Annotated in this window: 12 protein-coding genes and 2 pseudogenes; 7 read left to right on the top strand and 7 right to left on the bottom strand. The window is 65.3% G+C overall.

Going from position 1 to position 17,373, the window contains the following annotated elements; all coding sequences use genetic code 11:
• Nucleotides 1–51: 51 nt before the first annotated feature.
• From F474_RS17220 to F474_RS17235, 4 genes are all read left to right on the top strand, one after another.
• Entirely contained in the window at nucleotides 52–2,877 is a 2,826-nt protein-coding gene (locus F474_RS17220) for an ATP-binding protein (protein WP_097085649.1), read from the top strand.
• Nucleotides 2,874–4,058 carry an EAL domain-containing protein gene (locus tag F474_RS17225; RefSeq protein ID WP_097085648.1) on the top strand — a complete coding sequence of 395 codons (1,185 nt, stop codon included), beginning with the start codon at nucleotides 2,874–2,876 and terminating at the stop codon, nucleotides 4,056–4,058. The genes F474_RS17220 and F474_RS17225 overlap by 4 nt, the downstream gene beginning before the upstream one ends.
• Nucleotides 4,059–4,163: 105 nt before the next feature.
• Nucleotides 4,164–7,121 carry an ATP-binding protein gene (locus F474_RS17230; RefSeq protein ID WP_097085647.1) on the top strand — a complete coding sequence of 986 codons (2,958 nt, stop codon included), beginning with the start codon at nucleotides 4,164–4,166 and terminating at the stop codon, nucleotides 7,119–7,121.
• 25 nt (nucleotides 7,122–7,146) lie between these two features.
• A complete protein-coding gene (locus F474_RS17235) occupies nucleotides 7,147–7,794 on the top strand; it encodes a response regulator (protein ID WP_097085646.1) in 648 nt (215 codons plus the stop codon).
• Here the strand turns inward: F474_RS17235 and F474_RS17240 are convergent, their stop codons facing one another.
• From F474_RS17240 to F474_RS17265, 6 genes are read right to left on the bottom strand one after another with little or no spacing between them, the layout of a single operon-like run.
• On the bottom strand, nucleotides 7,795–8,277 hold the full coding sequence (locus tag F474_RS17240) for a fimbrial protein (RefSeq protein WP_097085645.1): 483 nt from the start codon (nucleotides 8,275–8,277) through the stop codon (nucleotides 7,795–7,797).
• Nucleotides 8,274–8,741: a fimbrial protein gene (locus tag F474_RS17245; RefSeq protein ID WP_097085644.1), complete on the bottom strand. Its 468-nt coding sequence runs from the start codon at nucleotides 8,739–8,741 to the stop codon at nucleotides 8,274–8,276. Before F474_RS17245 ends, F474_RS17240 begins: the two co-directional genes overlap by 4 nt.
• Nucleotides 8,742–8,748: 7 nt before the next feature.
• Nucleotides 8,749–9,669: a fimbrial protein gene (locus F474_RS17250; protein ID WP_097085643.1), complete on the bottom strand. Its 921-nt coding sequence runs from the start codon at nucleotides 9,667–9,669 to the stop codon at nucleotides 8,749–8,751.
• Between the two features lie 3 nt (nucleotides 9,670–9,672).
• Nucleotides 9,673–12,258 carry a fimbria/pilus outer membrane usher protein gene (locus F474_RS17255; RefSeq protein ID WP_097085642.1) on the bottom strand — a complete coding sequence of 862 codons (2,586 nt, stop codon included), beginning with the start codon at nucleotides 12,256–12,258 and terminating at the stop codon, nucleotides 9,673–9,675.
• Between the two features lie 30 nt (nucleotides 12,259–12,288).
• Nucleotides 12,289–12,987, bottom strand: a complete 699-nt coding sequence (locus F474_RS17260) for a molecular chaperone (RefSeq protein WP_097085641.1) — start codon at nucleotides 12,985–12,987, stop codon at nucleotides 12,289–12,291.
• 55 nt (nucleotides 12,988–13,042) lie between these two features.
• Nucleotides 13,043–13,615 (bottom strand): fimbrial protein, encoded by a 573-nt coding sequence (locus F474_RS17265; RefSeq protein WP_097085640.1) that lies wholly within the window; start codon nucleotides 13,613–13,615, stop codon nucleotides 13,043–13,045.
• Nucleotides 13,616–13,834: 219 nt separating this feature from the next.
• On the opposite strand from F474_RS17265, the gene F474_RS17270 reads away from it, so the two are divergent.
• Complete coding sequence (locus F474_RS17270; protein ID WP_097085639.1) at nucleotides 13,835–15,454, top strand: methyl-accepting chemotaxis protein; 1,620 nt, start codon at nucleotides 13,835–13,837, stop codon at nucleotides 15,452–15,454.
• Nucleotides 15,455–15,460: 6 nt separating this feature from the next.
• On the opposite strand, the gene F474_RS17275 is transcribed toward F474_RS17270, so the two are convergent.
• Nucleotides 15,461–15,901 (bottom strand): TspO/MBR family protein, encoded by a 441-nt coding sequence (locus F474_RS17275; protein WP_097085638.1) that lies wholly within the window; start codon nucleotides 15,899–15,901, stop codon nucleotides 15,461–15,463.
• Between the two features lie 136 nt (nucleotides 15,902–16,037).
• Here F474_RS17275 and F474_RS23340 point away from each other — a divergent pair.
• Both F474_RS23340 and F474_RS23345 read left to right on the top strand, forming a co-directional pair.
• Nucleotides 16,038–16,811, top strand: a pseudogene (locus tag F474_RS23340) (PAS domain-containing protein); the annotation flags it as partial.
• Nucleotides 16,812–16,922: 111 nt separating this feature from the next.
• Nucleotides 16,923–17,360 (top strand): annotated as a pseudogene (locus F474_RS23345) (methyl-accepting chemotaxis protein); the annotation flags it as partial.
• Between the last annotated feature and the right edge of the window lie 13 nt (nucleotides 17,361–17,373).

Below are 17,373 nucleotides of genomic sequence, written 5' to 3' on the forward strand. Positions count from 1 at the left end.
TTTGAGATTCGTCTTATTCAAGCAGGGCCGGGCGCTGCCTACCCTGAGCGGATGAACCTCACACACTTTGTCCCCCCCGCTCACCCCTACTCCTCAACGCCCAAGGCCGCCCGCCAACTGCTGCGGCTGTTCGGGCTTGCGCTGGTCGTGGGCGTGTACCTGGGCGCCTACAGCTACCTGCATTCGGCGTTCGAAGAAGAAGTTTCGGCGCGGCGCGGCTTCATGAACGAGGCGGCGTCTGACGCCCAGAGCTTTTTCGTCAGCCGCCAGACGCTGCTGCAAAGCCTGGGCGTTTCGGCGGTCAGGCACCTCACGCCACCGGTGGGCAACCTGAACAATGTTCCGGCTGAAGAAGTGCACATCACCCTCGGCGAGCCAGGCAACCTGTGGAGCCTGTGGCTCACCCGGCGCATGCTCGGCCACCTCAAGGCCAACCGGATCAACCTGATCTACGTGCCGCAGCGCCCGGGCAGTGCGGTGCAGCGCCTGTACAGCGCCTGGCCGACCGCAGCGGTGCCCGGGGAGGTCTTGCAACGGCTGCTGGCCGTCGATACCGGCGCCGTGCCGGCCACCGACGAGCTGTGGCTCACCGAGCAAAACCGGCTCGACTCGCCCCTGTACCTGTTCACCCGCCTCGATGATCGCAGCCCGGCCTCTGGCTGGCTGGGCTTCGAAGTCGACGGGCCTGACCTGATCCAGGCACTGCGCCACGAACAGGCAGGCGACTTTCTGCTGCTCGACGGCGACGGCACCTTGATTTTCAGCAGCAGCCTGCAACCCCCGCAGGCCGTCCTGGCGCTGCGCCACGCCCGCGCCGGCGCGACCTTCGGCTGGGAGGGCGGCGGCTGGCTGCCCGACCGGCTGGCCATTCGCAAGCAGCTGGCCTATTCACACTGGCAGATCGTCTATCGCCTTGACCTGCACGCCCTGTTGCCAGCCCTGGCGTTGCCCCTGTTACTGGCAGTGCTGCTGTGCCTGGCCGCCACTGGGCTGATGGTCTGGTGGATCGGGCGTATCGACCAGCGCCTGATCGTGCCGGCGGCGGCACGTATCGAGGCCTTGGTGGAGAGTGAGGCGTTCAGCAGCACGGTGATCCGCATCGCGCCGGTGGCCCTCTGCGTGCTGCGGCGCAGCGACGGCGCGGTGGTGCTGGAGAACCCGCTGGCGCAGCAATGGCTGGGCGACGGCCGCGAGCGCCAACGACTGAGCCATCGTTGGATCACCCGCGCCTTCGACGCAGCCGAGGCCAGCTGCCGCGATGAGCTGCAGTTGGCCGATGGCCGCCACCTGTTCCTGAGCTATGCGCCCACTCGCTACCAGCGCGAAGACGTGCTGATCTGCGCCTTCAGTGACATCAGCGAACGCAAGCAGGCCGAGCTGGCTCTGCAACAGGCTCGTGCGCTGGCCGACGCGGCCAATGAGGCCAAAACGCTGTTTCTGGCCACCATGAGCCATGAAATCCGCACCCCGCTCTACGGGGTGCTGGGCACCCTTGAGCTGCTGGGCCGCACCCGCCTGGACAGCCAGCAGCGGGGCTACCTCAAGGCGATCGAAGGCTCTTCGGCCACCTTGCTGCAACTGATTTGCGACGTGCTGGACGTTTCCAAGATCGAGGCAGGCCAATTGGCGCTGGAGTTGAGCACCTTCTGTGTGACCACGCTGACCCAGGAGGTGGTTCAGAGCTACGCGGGGGCAGCGCAAAGCAAAGGCCTGCAGCTGTTCGCCAGCATCGACCCCGGCGTGCCTGAGCAGGTGCATGGCGACCTGACGCGCATCCGCCAGATTCTCAACAACCTGCTCAGCAACGCGCTGAAGTTCACCGACAGCGGCCGCATCGTGGTGCGCTTGCACACCGACAGCCGCGAGGGTGAGCGTGCACTGCTGCAATGGCAGGTGGTCGACACCGGCAAGGGGATCTGCGCCAGCGACCAGCGCCACCTGTTCGAGCCGTTCTTTCAGAGCAGCCCGAATGCCAACGTGGTGGCGGGCACAGGCCTGGGGCTTTCGATCTGCAAGCGCCTGGTGCACTTGATGAACGGCAACCTGCGGGTGTTCAGCGAGCCGGGCCTGGGCAGCAGCTTTACCTTCGCCCTGCCCCTGGAACAGGTGCCCTCGGCCCAGGCCCAGAGCGAGGCGCAGATGCAGCCGCTACTGGGTGAGCGTGTGTATGTGGTGTCGCCGGTTCAAGAGCTGGCCGAGTGCTGCGCCGGCTGGCTACGCCGCTGGGGCGCACGGGCGCAGGTGGCGCTGCCCGAATTGGGGCAGGTGGCCAGCGACGCGGTGCTGGTCGAGCTCAGCCCGGGGCCTGCGGCGGCCATGCGCTGGCATGCCTGGCCCGGGCGGCACGTGAGGGTTGCAGCCGGTGAGCACGGCATGGTGCGCGAATCCGGCGCCTGCTGGCGGGTGGGCCTGAACGATTTGCTGGCGCTGAACCAGGCGGTGAGCCAGGCTCAGGGGCTTGAGCTTCAGCCCTGCGTAGAGCGCGGCCACCCATTGGCCGAGACCCAGCTCAACCTCCGGTTGCTGGTGGCCGAAGACAACCTGATCAACCAGTTGATCCTGCGCGACCAGCTTGAGGAGCTGGGGTGCAGCGTGATGTTGGCGCGCGATGGCTTCGAGGCGCTCTCGATGTGGAGCGATGCCGACTTCGACATCATCCTCACCGACGTCAACATGCCGCGCATGAACGGCTACCAACTCACCGAACAACTGCGCCGCCTGGGGTGCTCGCTACCGATCATCGGCGCCACGGCCAACGCCATGCTCGAAGAAGCCGAGCGTTGCCTGAGCATGGGCATGGACCACTTCCTGGTCAAGCCATTTACCTTGCACGCCCTCTACCAATGCCTGCAGCCCTACCAGAGGACCTTGCCGTGAGCGTGTACCGAGTGCTCATCGTCGAAGACCACCCGTTCCAGCACCAGTACCTCAACGCTGTGTTCCAGGCGGCAGGCGGCTTTGCCGTCGACCTGGTATGGGACGCCGAAAGCGCCCTGCAGCATCTGGCACGGCAACGCTACGACCTGCTGCTCAGCGACCTGATGATGCCGCGCATGGACGGCGTGCAGTTGATCCAGCAGCTGGCGCGCCTGCGCACACCGCCGGCGTTGGCGCTGATGACGGCCGCCTCCCGGCGCATGCTGGTCGGCTCTGGGCAGGTCGCCAAGAACCTGGGGCTGCGCGTTGCAGGCTTGATCTCCAAACCGGTCAGCGTGCCGCAGGTGCAGGCGCTGCGTAACAGCCTCGACCAAATGGCGGGCCAGCCAGGGGCCGCGCACAGCCCGCCCAAAGGCTGCCGCTCGCAGGCCACCTTGGCCCAGGCCCTGCAACACGGCGAGATCCAGGCCTGGTTTCAACCCAAGAAATCGCTGTGCGACGGCCGCATCGTCGGTGCCGAAGCCCTGGCGCGTTGGCTGCACCCGGCCGAGGGCCTGCTGTTGCCCGGTGCGTTCCTGGGCGACATCGAGCGCCACGCGCTGGAAACCCCGTTGCTGGCGGCCATGCTCCAACAGACCCTCGCCGCCCAGGCCCAGTGGGCCCAGCTGGGGTATCGGCTGCCGGTATCGATCAACCTGCCCACTCACCTGCTCGATCAGAACGACCTGGTCGATAACCTGTTGGCGCAGGTCAAGGCCGCCAGGGCCGAGCCGCGGCAGATCACCTTCGAGCTGACCGAAAGCTCCACCACGCAGCTGTCGAGCAACTACTACGCCGGCGCCTGCCGCCTGCGCCTGATGGGCTTCGGCCTGGCGCAAGACGACTTCGGCAAGGGCTACAGCTCGTATTTCAACCTGGTGTCTACCCCGTTCACGGAGCTTAAGATCGACCGCTCGCTGGTGCACGGCTGCGCAGCCAACGAAGGCCTGGCGCTGGCCTTGCTCAGCATCACCGAGATCGGCCGCAAGCTGGGGCTGGTGACCATCGCCGAGGGCGCCGAAACCCAGGATGAGCTGGCAGTGCTCAGGCGCATCGGCTGCGATCAGGTGCAGGGTTTCATCATCTCCCAGGCAGTTGCAGGTAGCGAATTGGCCACGCTTCTGATAGAAGATGGCCCATAGCCATCATTCACGCGCCCCGGCCGATCAGCTTCGTGCTGTACCAGGCCGGGCCGCCCGTGCGCCTCCGCCTCTGGCTGGGCGCCTTTACGTCGAGCGATACCGAAAATGAAACATGCCAGCCTGCGCCTGGACAAACTGGCAAAAAGCTCACAGCGGCTGAACAAGGCCCTGCTGCTGCTCACTGGCCTGCTGCTGTTGTTATCCAGCACCTGTTACTGGGCAGTGTCGCGGCTGCTCGAATCCGAACAGCAGCGCGCGGAGTTCCACTTCGCCCGGGTCATGGAGATCGTGCAGGAGCATGAAACCTTCCTGCGCCATCTCGCCGCCAGCTACCGCGAACAAGGCACTACACCGCAGCCGCCTGTGCCATCGCTTTCAGTGGTCGAGACTCGCCAGGGTGGCGGCCAAACGGTGCTCACCGCCAAAGGTTTTGCATTGTCGCTGCCGTTCAACCTTTCACACGGCGCCGGGTTTAGCGCCAACGACGAGCGCCGGGCTCTGGGGCTCGGTGTGCAGATGACCGATGTCTACAGCGGCTTCTGGGCCAGCTCTTTCTACGCGTCGCCGCAGTTGTTCTTGCTGGCGCCCCAGGGCGATGCGAGCCTGGCGATCCCGGCCGCCGGCGACCCCCGCCAGCATTTGCGCCTGGCACCCAACCAGTACGACACCGTGGTCAGCCGCCTCAGCCAATCGGCGGCCAACCTGGCTCCGTTGTCCGACCGACAGGTACAGTGGGCTCGCGCGCCGCTGCGCCTTTACCCCGATAAACGCAGCATCGTCGCGATGATCGGCCTCAACGCTGCCGATGCCCTGCTGCCCGCCGGCCACAGCGACGGCTTGCTGGCCTTGGCGGCCGTGGTCGACACCGCCCAGGTGGACGAATTCGAGCGGGTATTGCAGCTGTCGGTGTACAACCAGTTCACCCTGATCACCCCCCAGGGTGCGGCGGTGGTGGGCGACCTGGATGACAACCACGCCGTGCCGCAGGGGCTGAGCTTTTGCCGCCACGGGCTGAACTTCAAGCTGGTGTCCGCAGGCCCGCAGCCTTGGACAGGGCTGTACGCCATCAGCTACCACGACTTCCTGCGCTACGCCAAATGGCCACTGCTGGGCCTGGCGCTGACCTTCATCGCCGCTGTGCTGGCCGGTGTGTGGATCAACCACTGGTACAAGACGCAGATCGTACGCCCGGCGCGCCGGGCGCAGGATCGCCTGTTCGAAAGCGAGGCGTTCAACCGCCTGATGCTGCACCACGCCCCAGTAGGCCTGTGCGTGGTGCGCCGCAGCGATCGGCAGCTGCTGCTGGAAAACCAACGCGCCGAACACTTGGGCAGCACCCCGGCGCTGCTGGAGATGCTGCAGGCCCACCAGGGCGAGCAACTGCCTGGCGAGCTGTGCCTGCCGGTCGAGGGGCGTTATCTGCAGGTGGGCGTGGTGGCAGCCCGTTATGAAGGCCAGGACGTTTTCCTCTGCGGCTGCAACGACATCACCCGGCATGTGGGCGAAGCCAGGCTGCTGGCGCAGGCCAACCGCCAGGCCACGGCGGCGAACGAGGCCAAGACCGTGTTCCTGGCCACCATGAGCCATGAAATTCGCACCCCGCTGTACGGCGTGCTGGGCAACCTGGAGTTGCTGGCGCTGACCGACATGAGCGAGCGCCAGCGGCAATACCTGGAGATCATCCAAGGCTCTTCCACCATCCTGTTCCAGCTCATCAGCAACGTGCTGGACGTGTCGAAGATCGAGTCGGGCCAGATGGCCGTGGAGGCTGCCGCCTTCGACCCACATCAGCTGGTCGAGGAAGCCGTGCTGGCGTTCACCGCCACCGCACAGAACAAGGGCCTGGCCATCGAGCTGGAGATCGACCCGCAACTGCCGGCGCGGCTGGAGGGGGATGCCGGTCGCATCCGGCAGATCCTGCATAACCTGCTGGGCAACGCGATCAAGTTCACCGAATCGGGCTGGGTGCGGCTGCGCCTGACCGTTCAGCAAGCCACCGCCGGCAGCGTCGCCTTGCAGTGGCAGGTCACCGACACCGGTGTCGGCATTCCCGAAAAGGCCTTGGACGAGTTGTTCAAGCCGTTCTACCAGGTGGCCGCCGGCCAGGATGGTAACGGCGCGGGGTTGGGCCTTTCGATCTGCCGGCGCCTGAGCGAGCTGATGGGCGGCAGCATGCGCGTGGTCAGCGAGCCGGGGCTGGGCAGCAGCTTTTCACTGCTGATCACCCTGCCGGTCGTGGAGCTGCCACCGGCTGAGCTGGCACCGCCGCCCCCGCTCCCGGGCCTGGGCGCGCCCTGCCTTAACGTGCGGGTGCTGGTGGCCGAGGACAACCTGGTCAGCCAGGCGGTGCTGCGCGAGCAGCTCGAAGCCCTCGGTGCGCACCCCACCGTTGCTCGCGACGGCCAGCAAGCCTTGCAGATCTGGAATTCGCAAGCCTTCGACCTGGTCATCACCGACATCAACATGCCACGCATGAACGGCTATGAGCTGGCGCGTGCACTGCGTGATCAAGGCGTGCAGGTGCCGATCATCGGCGTTACCGCCAATGCCCTGCGTGAAGAAGGCCAGCGTTGCCTGGCCGTGGGCATGAACGCCTGGGTGGTCAAGCCGTTGAGCCTGGGGATGCTTCGGCAGGCGCTGATTGCGCACTGCCGCCGTGCCAATGGCCTGGCAGCCAGCCCGCCACCAGCAGCCCCCGCCCAGGCCCAGGCCCCCACGCTTGAAACGGCAGCTGCCACGGCGCCGGAGGAAGGCTTCGAAGGCTGGATCCCGCTGTCGCCGGCCATGCGCCAGCTGATGGGCGAAACGCTGCTGGCCGATATCGAACAAATCGACCAAGGGCTGGCAGCCCAGGATGCCAACCTGCTGCGCCAACGTTTACACAGCCTCAGCGGGGCGCTGGCCAGTGTTCGCGCCCAGGGGCTGTTCGGCGCCTGCCAACAGTTTGAAAACGCCCTCCACGACGGCCCGCTGACCCCTGCGCTGGCCGCCGAGATCCGCGCCCTCGCCTCGCGCCTGGCCACTGTGGCTCACACCCTGCTCGCCCCAGCGCAGGGAGAATGAATGTTCATCAACAGAGAATCCCGACATGCCTGAACTGAACGTGGTGATTGCCGACGACCACCCTATTGTGCTGCTTGGGGTGCGTGAGCTGGTTCAGCGTGACGAGCGTTACCGAATCGTCGGCGAAGCCATGAACTCGACGGGGCTGGTGCAGCAGATGCACACCCACCGGCCCGAGGTGCTGATCACCGACTTCAACATGCCAGGCGATGAGACCTACGGTGATGGCCTGAAACTGATCGACTACCTGTTGCGCCACTTCCCTGGCACCCATGTGCTGGTGCTCACCATGGTTTCGAACACCCTGATCCTTACCCGCTTGCAAGAGCTGGGGGTGGCGGGGGTGATCCAGAAGAGCCACCTGCACAGCGAGATCGACAACGCCCTGAATGCCCTGAGCGCCCAGCGCATCTACAAGAGCCTGATGGCCAGCCCGCAATCGGTGATGCCCAGCACGCAGCAGGTTCAGGAGCGTTTCCAGAACCTCTCGCCGCGCGAGATCGAGGTGCTGCGCCTGTTCGTAACGGGCTTGAGCGTCAGCGACATTGCCCGGCAACTGTCGCGCAGCGTCAAGACCGTCAGTGCGCAGAAGGTCGCCGCCATGCGCAAGCTGGAAGTGGACAGCGACCAGGCCTTGCTGACCTACTGCATCGAGGCCCGCCAGTTTCAGTGATCAGAGGTAGAGCACCTGCATCAGCAGGGTGGCCGAGAACGCGCCGGGCTCCGGCAGCGCCCCTACCACTACGGGCTTGACCCGCACGCTCAGCGTCACGGGGCCATCGCCGGCCTGAAACAGGCGGGGCTGGTTCAACACCCAGGAAACCAGCCCCTCTTCGCCCAGCACGCGCAGGCCCAGCCCGGCCCGGTCTGTGAGCAGGGTCTGGCTGTCGGCGCTGCCCAGGCCAGCGGCCAGCGACACGCTTAGCTGGCTGCCAGGGCGGCAATCGAACCCTAATGTCACCTCGGTAACCGGCACGTTGCCCTGGCTGAGGCGGTTCAGGTTGACCTCGCCCAGCTTGATTTCCTGGGTGCTTGGGAACTTCGGGCTGCAAGGCGGCACGACCAGGCGCCCCTGCACCTGCAACTGGGCGGTGTCGGGCGCCTCGGCCAAGGCCGGCGTGGCCAGTGCGCAAAGGGCCAGTGCAAGCGCTTTCATAGGTAGTTGATCGTCATGACCAACCCCGAGCTGAATCCGCCGGGGGTGAGGTCGCCACGCTTGACCAGCTTTGCCTTGAGGCTGATGTCCACGGCGCCACTGAGGTTGCTGTAGCCCTTGGCGGTGCCCTGCAGGTTGGCCGCGCTGTTGTCGGCCCACAGCAACGAAACGCCCAGGTTGCTCACGGTGGTCTTGGCCACGGTACTGGTGAAGGTGCCACTGTTGGCGCTGAAGCTCACGTTCATCGACGAGCCTGCCGGGCAGTTCATCCGCACAGGCACATCGACAGTACCCCGGGTATCGACCTGATCGGTGCGCACGTCGCCGAAATTGGCCGTCAGCGTGGTGCCAGTGCTGAGCACGCACGGCGGGCGGGTCAAGTTACCGCGCACGGTGATGTTCACTGTATCGGCAGCCTGGGCAGCAGCACTGCCCAGCAGCAGCACGAGCAAAAACGTTTTCATCCTGACCTCACAGATAGTTGATGACGAGCGTGTAGCCGCTTTGAAAAGCCCCCGAAGGGGTTTGCCCGCCAGCCAGCTGCGGCTTGAACGCCAGGGCCACCGAGTTGATGCCGGTGCCCAGCAGCAATCGGCGGGCAGTGCTGAAGTTGATCGGGGCGTTGGTGTCGCCCCACAGCGCCTGCATGTTCAGCCCATCCAGGGTGGTCTTGGCGACGCCGCCGCTGGTGTTGACCGTTTGCTGAGTCGGGATCAGGTACACGTCGGCCATTTTCTGCGTAGGGCAATTGACCGAAACGGCGACTCGCTGCACCTGGTTGCTCAAGGTTGCGCTGCTGATGGTGCCGAAATTCAGGTTGAGCGAGCTGGGGCTCAGCAATGTGCAGGCGGTCGATGCCACGGTGTAGCGAAAGGTGAAGGTGTGCAGCCATTCTGCGTAGTCCGGGTAGCGCACCGCCGTGATGCCCAGCCGTACCGTGGCCGTGCGCGTGCCGGGCGAATACGGCGCCGTGCCGACCAGGTAATAGGTGTAGTCGACCCTGCCGTTGACTGGGATGAACGGGCACGGCCCAGCCTTGCCGCCGCCCAGGCACGCCGCGCCGGCAGTGCCCAGGCCGAATTTCGACATGTAGGTATTGCTGTAGGTGTCCAGTACGCGAATTTCCGCCGGCGCTGTGCCGGAGGTCGGCTGGATCGACAGGTTCGCCGCTGCACCGAACGGAAACACCCGTATCGCCGTGCAGTTTCCGCTGAAAGGGATGCGGAACGCAGCACCGGGCTCGAAGGTGTAGTTGTAATCGGGCACGGAGGTGCCACAGACCATGCTGCCGCTGATGAACGCGTAGGCCGGCTTCGAATAACCGGCCAGGGCCCAGCACAGCGAAAGGCAGAGCAGGCCTGGGATCGTCAGCGGCCAACGGAAAATGTTCATGGTTCAAGAATCCTCATGGCCTGCACCCGTTTCCGGGCGTTGGCATTGAATGTCCATTCGGGTGATGCCGGCGGCGGCTCGGTTGGAGGCGTCGTCCAGAATGAGTTCGCGGCTGCACCAGCGTTGGTCGCCCAGGTCGATGCTAAGGCGCGCCCGCGCAGGCACGGCGCTCAGGTAAACACGGCCGTTGTCGGCCACCAGCGTGCTGCCCAACGCTCGCCCATCGGCTGCGAACAGCCGGGCGTTGGCGGCAAACGGCGCCGGCTCGCCGTGCTGGTCGATGACCCGAAACAGCACGCGGCGGCCTTGCCGAGTCTCGAAATCGGCGACCACGAAAGCGCCACGGTTAGGTGTGACTTCCTGCACCAGTTGCTCGATGTCCAGATCGGGGCCGATGGTTTGCGTATCGAGCGAGATGCGGTTCTTGCGGTAAGGCAAGGCCGACGGCACGACCGCGTAGCCCTGCCGGTCGGTGCGCACACCGCGTTTGTTGGCGATGGCCACGCCGGCGGCGCCGGGTGCAGCAACGATCACGTTGGTCTCGCCCAAGGGTTGGGCCAGGATCAGGTGGTTGCCGTAGCCCACCACCGCGCCTTCGATGCCGAGGTCGAGCTGGCGGCCGCCACCGGCTTGGCTGTAACCGCCACGCACGATGGCGCTGGAGGCTTCGTACTGGGCCGCCAGGTTAATGCCGTTGCTGCGCTGGCCGGCGCTGGCCTGCCGGGAAACTCCGGCGCTGTAGGACAGCGCGTCGTTCTTGAGGGCATTGCCGCTAAGGGTCGCCAATTGCGAGGCCGCCCCCCGGCTGTCGAAGCGAGTGCTGGCAGCCAGGCGTTGCCTGCCCTCCCGCCCCAGTGGCAGGCTGACGCTCAGGGTCAGCATTCGGTCAGCCTGTTGCCCTTGGTTCATCCCCAGGGCCAGTGAATAGGCGACCTGGCCGCTGCTGACGTTGTAGCCCAGTTGCAGCGAGGTTTGCGTGGCGCTGCTGTCCCAATAGGCCGACTTGGACAGGTTCGCATAGAGCCCGCCGTAGCTGCCCAGCGGCTGAGACAGGTTGACGCTGAAATTGCTCTTCAGGTGGCCGGCGCGGTAAGCCGAGCCCGACGGCTCGCTGCCTGCAATGTTCGCCCTGGCGGCCAGTGCTTCGCTGAAGCTGTAGTAGCCGCCGGTGGAGTACCGGTAGCCCACCAGGCTGAAGTGGGTGTCGGTCACCGACAGCGACTTGGAGTAGCGAAAACGCATAGACTGCCCGCTGCCGGTGGTGTTGCCCGGCCCGACGCCTGCGCTGCGCGCGTGGGTGATGTCGACCGACACCGCCCCCAGCCCGGCGAAATCATGGGCCACGCCGAGCAGGCCAGCGCTGTAAGCGTCGCTGACAAGGCTTCCGCCCAGCAACGTGGTGCCATGGCTCAGGCCCCGGCGCACGGTGGCTTGGGTGAATACCGGGGCTTGCGCATTGGCGGCGATTGAAGCAGAGCGGTAGCGCCCGGCATACAGCGCATAGCTCAGCTGGCCTTCGCGCAGCATGTAGGGCACTGAAGAAAACGACTGCGTATAGACCTGCACCTGGCCGTCAGGCCCCTCGACCGTGACTTCGATGTCGCCGTTGCTGGCAGTGGAATACAGGTCGGTGATCGCGAACGGGCCCGAAGGCACCCACTGCTCCTTGATGACGTAGCCACGTTGCCGCAGCACCACCCGCGAGCGCCCATTGGCGATGCCGCGCACCACCGGCGCAAACTGCCGGGCGTCGTCGGGGAGCATGTCCAGGTCCGAGGCCACACTCAGGCCTCGGTAGGGCACCGCATCGAAAAGGTCACCCTCGGTGGTCGCATCCCCAAGCGTGGCGATCGCCATCAGGTCGCCCATGTCTCGTTGTGCGTAGCTTTCCAGCGACTCCCAGCGCCCGGCCGTGCCAGTGCCATTGCGCCAGGTCGAGAAATTGCGCAAGCGCCAGGCACCTGCGTTGACGCCGCTGCGCAAGCTGGCGAATTGATCCTGGCGGCGGTTGTCATTGCCGTCCACGGTGCTGGCGCTCAGTGAATACTGGGTGAACGCCACCGCCTCGCCGGCGCTCCATTGCTGGCGGCGCAGGGCGAACGGAACCTGGCCCAGGTAAGCTTGGGGAATGTCGATGGCCAGTGCCTGGCGGTTGAAATCATAGTCGTAGGTCACCCCCGCCAGCCCTTGGTCCAACGCCAGGCAATTGGGGTTGGCATCGTGGCGCTCGTTGAGGGCACGCTCGGCAACGCCTTGGGCCAGGAACCACTGGCGGTCCAGGCAGGGGAACAGCCCGGAAGCAGACTGGCCCGCTTGCTCGGTGCGGATGAACCGGACATCGCGCTGCTCGGCAGCCTTCTGGTTCACGGTGATGTCGACCCGATACACCCCGGGCAACTGCCCGTCGCTGAATGTGCCCAGGTGCTGCATGGCCTGCTCGGGTGCACGCCCCCCGCCAATCTCCAGAAAGCTGGGGTCGAACTGCATGCCTGCCTGCGCCGTGGCCAGTTGCAAGGCCAGGGCCGCAGCCAGCGGGCGGCCGAGCGACACCGCGGCGCAGCGGCGCCCGGCAAGGGAGGGAGTGACCATGGGTGATCCTGGGTGAGCGAAGCGGACGTATCAGGGCAGGCGGATGACCGGTGCGGTCACGTTGGTGCCGTAGTCGTCGATGTAGGCCAGGGTGATCTGGTCGCCTGGCTTGGTGTTGGCGGGCAAGCTGCGTTGCTCACCAGGTTTGAGTACCTCGATCTGTTGCTTCAGCGCCTGGCCGTTGACCTTTAGTTCGCTCACCACCACATGGAAGGCCGAGGGGTTGTCGACGTAAAGCCGGCCGCCCTCTGCACGCCAGCGCAGCCCCGCCACCGCTGCCTTGGGCGAGCCCTTGAGCCCTGCCGGGCGGTAGAACAGTTTGATGGTGGTTTTCAGCGCGATCTGCAGCACGTTCTTGTCACGCTGCGCATCGCTGATCGCCGGAATGGCCTTGACGTTCATCAGGAACAGGCTTTCACGATCACGCGGCACATCCGCCGCACCGGCGAAAATCACCCGCAGGATGTTTTCTTTGTTTGGGTCCAGGCGAAACAGTGGCGGGGTAACGATGAAATCATCCACCGCCGCTTCACTGCCGCTGGCATAACTGCTGACCCACGACTGCACCAGGTAGGGTGCGTCGTCGGCACGGTTGCTGACCGTCAGGTTGGCCTCGTTCTGGGCGCCGTCGTAAATGAGCCGGGTGGCGCCCACGGTGACCGAGGCATTGCTCGCCGAGGTGTAGCACAGCGCTAGCCAGGCGAGGGAGAGAAGCAATGTATTGCGCATGGGAAGAAGCCTTCGAGGGCCGCAGCCGGGCATCACGCCCGGCTGCGGCGGTGAATCATTTGTAGGTGACGTCGAACGTGGCCAGTGCGTTGACCTGGCCGGTGCCGATACCCGGGGTAGTCACCGCGTCATCGCCTTGGCCCACGGTCACGTCCAGCGCCGTGCGCACGTAGGAGGCGACGAAGTCGAAGGTGTTGGTCTGGCTGCGCAGCGCGTAGTCGGCGGTGGGCGTGTTCAGCGCCACCTTGGTCCCGGTGCGCGCATCGTCGATCTGGATGGCAATGCCCTTGACCTGGTTCTCGCCGGTCAAGCCCAGCAGCGTGCTATCGGTGGCAGCGGGTTGCCCGCTGAAGGTGATTGCAGCGTTGCGGCGGGTTTCCAGGCTGCAGTTGTCCAGGCTCAGCGAAAAGGAACGCGGCTTGGCCTTGGCACCAACGACGTTGCCGAAGTCAGCGATGCGCACAGGGTCCAGCGAGACCGACTTGTTGACGTCATTGGTGCTGATGGTGCAGGCGTTATCGGTGACCGAGCCTGTGAAGACGATCTGGCCGCCGTCGGCGAAGGCGGTACCAGCCAGCAGGCAGCCCATACCGCAGGCCAGGGTGAGTTTGCTCAGGGAGTGGAACATTGCAGTGCCCTTTTTGATGGTGGGTATCGGTAGGCCCCCTTGCGGGGAGGCCAGGGCATGTTGCACTGCAGCCTGAAAGCATCGAATCAGACGAATCTTATTTGAACCCTTGAACTGTTTGCGCTCAGGGCGTTGAGGGGCGCCGGCCTTTCAAGTCGGGCAAGCTTTCGCCGATAACAGGGTTACTCCTATCTTTGGCCGTTCGGCTGGAGGCTGCCCATGCTGCGCTCGATTGCCATAACCCCCCGAACCCTTGCCGCATTCTCCTTGCTGATCACACTGCTCATTGGCTTGGGCGCTTTCAGCCTGTGGCAAAGCTCGGCGCTCTATAACTCGGTCGAGACGCTGGAGGGCAAGTCGCTCAACCGCCAGGCGCTCGCGGCAGACCTGAACCTGCACCTGGCGCGGATGCGCATCACCATGTTCCAGCTCTACACCTTCGACCGGCCAAGCGAGTTTGCCGACAACCAGAAGAAGTGGGACACGATCACCACGCACATCCGCGACACGCTCAAGGCGTATGCCCCCTACGTGGCCGATGAGCCCGGCAAGCAGTCCCTCGCCGCGCTCACGTCCCTGTACGAAGAGTATGTGAGCAAGGCGCGGCCGATCATCGACCTGCTCGCCCAAGGCAAACGCCCTGAGGCGCTGGAGGCGATGCGCGGGTTGAACACCTACGCAACGCCGATGATGGCGCAGATGGAAAAGCTGGCAAACCTGGGCGTGGCCGAGGCGCAGGCCGAGCAGGCTGAGGCCCAGGGCACTTACCACGCATCGGTGGCCTGGACGCTCGGGATGACGCTGGCCGGTGTGCTGGTGGGGCTGTTGCTGACCTGGCGCTTCAGCCGCAGCGTGATCCTGCCGGTCAAGGCCGCCTTGGGCGCCGCGCAGCGCATTGCCGACAACGACCTCAGCCACGCCGTGGCGGCGGACGGGCACGACGAACCCGGGCAGTTGCTAGGTGCCCTGGGCCAGATGCAGGCGAACCTGCGGGTAGCGCTGGGTGAAATCTCCGGAGCTGCCGCGCAGTTGGCCGCCGCCACCGAGCAGGTGACCACCTCCATGGGCCAGAGCAGCGAAGCGCTACGCCAGCAGAACGATCAGCTCGACCAGGCCGCCACGGCGGTTACCGAAATGAGCGCGGCAGTGGACGATGTGGCGCATAACGCAGCGGCAACGCTAGAGCAGTCGCGGCATTCCACCCAAGCCGCCGGCGAAGGCCAGGGGCGCCTGGGCGAGGTGGTGGCGTCGATCCAGGTATTGGTAGGCAACGTGCAGAATGCCTCGGCGCAGGCCACAGCGCTGTCGACGCAAACCGGCAGCATCAGCAAAATGCTTGAAGTGATCCGTTCGGTTTCCGAGCAAACCAACCTGCTCGCCCTCAACGCCGCCATCGAGGCCGCCCGCGCTGGCGAGGCCGGGCGCGGCTTTGCGGTGGTGGCCGATGAAGTGCGCGGGCTGGCCAAGCGCACGGCCGAATCCACCAGCGAGATCGAAGGGATGATCACCGCGGTGCAGCGTGGCACTCAGGAAACGGTGAACGCCCTGCACAGCAGCGTGAGCCAGGCCGGCGGCACCCTTGCCCAGGCCACCGATGCCGGCGGTGCGCTGGAGCGTATCTACACCGCCGCGATGGGCATCAACGAGCGCAACACCTTGATCGCCGCGGCAGCGGAGCAGCAGGCCCACGTAGCCCACGAGGTGGACAGCAACCTGGTGCGCATCCGCGACCTGGCAGCGCAAACCTCCGACGCCGCCGCGCAGACCGCGCAGGCAAGCCAGGCGTTGTCGCAACTGGCTGCGGGGCTTGAGCGGATGCTGGGCCGTTTCAAGCTATGAAGTGGCTCAGGGGTTGTCGCGCCACAGCCGGAAGTTCAGCGCAGCGGCCAGGCTCAGCCACACCAGGTACGGCACCAGCATCCAGCCTGCCAGCGCGTCGAGGCTGAACGCCGCCACCAGCAACGCGGCGGTCACCAGCCATAGCAGCGCCAGCACCACCAACGCGACGAACAGCTTGTGGGCGCCGAAGAACACTGGCGTCCATAAGGTGTTCAAGGCGATCTGCGCAGCCCACAGCGCCAGTGCGAACTGGCTGCCCGGCAAGGTACTCAGCCGATAGCCGGCGCCGGCCAGCAGCAGGTAGATCAATGACCAGGCCACTGGGAAGGCCCAATCCGGGGGCGTGAAGCCGGGTTTTTTCAATGCGGCGTACCACTCACCGGGTTTGAACAGCACGCCGGTAGTGCCTGCGGCGCCGCAGGCGATCAAGAAAACCAAAAAAGCCATGGGTGCTCTCCTTCCCTTATGCGGCAGCTTGCCGCTTATAGCCATGTGCCACTCGTCGGCCTATTTATTTTGCGCGCTAAATAATTTGAAGCATTGGCCGATGCCCTGAAACAACCTCCCTGCCCGGTCAAAAACCATGTTCCAGACGCGCCGTTTGAAAGCTGAGCTCGCCGCCCTCCGAGAAGAAGTGGCTGTCTTCAAACAGATCCGCGACCGCCTGGATGCGGCTGCGATTCACATGCGCCTGGATGGCAATGGTTGCTTCGTCAGTGTGAACAGCAACTTCGAAACCACCCTCAATTATCGCAATGCCGAACTGGTAGGCCAGCCGCTGGAGGCCTTTGTTCCCAAGAGTGTGGTCCATACCGACTTCCATGGGCGCATCCGTACGGCCATTCAACGCCGGGAGTACTTCGGCGGCGCCATGCGCCTGATGCGCAAGGACGGCGGCGAGGCCTGGCTACGGGTCATGCTGGTGCCGGTGCAAAGCGCAAGTGGCGAGTTTCTCAACTTCACCGTCTACGCCAACGACCTGACCCGCACCATTGAGGCATCGCGCCATGCCGACGACTTCATCAAGGCGTTGATGCGCTCCACCGCCGTGATCGAGTTCGACCTCCAAGGCCACGTGCTCACCGCCAACGACCCCTTCCTGCATGCGATGGGCTACCGCCTTGAGCAGATTCGCGGGCGCCATCACCGCCAGTTCTGCACCCAGGAAATGGCCGGCTCGCCCGAGTACGAGCAGCTCTGGGAACGCCTGCGCCGGGGCGAGTATGTGGCTGACCGCTTCAAACGTGTCGACAGCCACGGCCGCGAGGTATGGCTGGAGGCTTCATACAACCCGATCTCCGACGCCACCGGCAGGTTTTACAAAGTGGTGAAGATCGCCACGGTGATCACCGAGCAGGTGCTGCGCGAGACGGCGATTGCCGACGCCGCGACCATGGCCTATCGCACCTCGGTGCAGACCGACAACAGCGCACAGGAAGGCGCGCAGGTGGTCAAGGAGGCGGTGTCGGTGATGGCTGACCTGGCCGTGCACATGCAAGACGCCGCCGAGGGCATCGAGGCGCTGGACCAGCAGAGCCAGGTGATCTCCACCATCATCAAAACCATCAGCTCGATTGCCGAGCAAACCAACCTGCTGGCGCTCAACGCTGCGATCGAGGCCGCGCGGGCCGGGGAACAGGGGCGTGGTTTCGCAGTGGTGGCCGATGAAGTCCGCCAGCTGGCGTCGCGCACCAGCCAGGCGACAGTGGAAATCGGCAATGTGGTGCAGCAGAACCAGGCCCTGGCCTCCCGTGCGGTGTCGACCATCGGTACCGGCAAGGCGCAGGCGGAGTCGGGGCTGACCTTGGCCAACAGGGCCGGCACGGTGATCAGCGAAATTCAGAACGGCGCCAAGCGGGTGGTGAGCGCGGTGGAGATCTTTACCAACCAGGTGCAGGCGGAGTAGCAGCGCGCCTGGG

This window comes from Pseudomonas sp. URIL14HWK12:I12 (assembly GCF_003097135.1).
In the GTDB taxonomy this organism is placed as follows: domain Bacteria; phylum Pseudomonadota; class Gammaproteobacteria; order Pseudomonadales; family Pseudomonadaceae; genus Aquipseudomonas.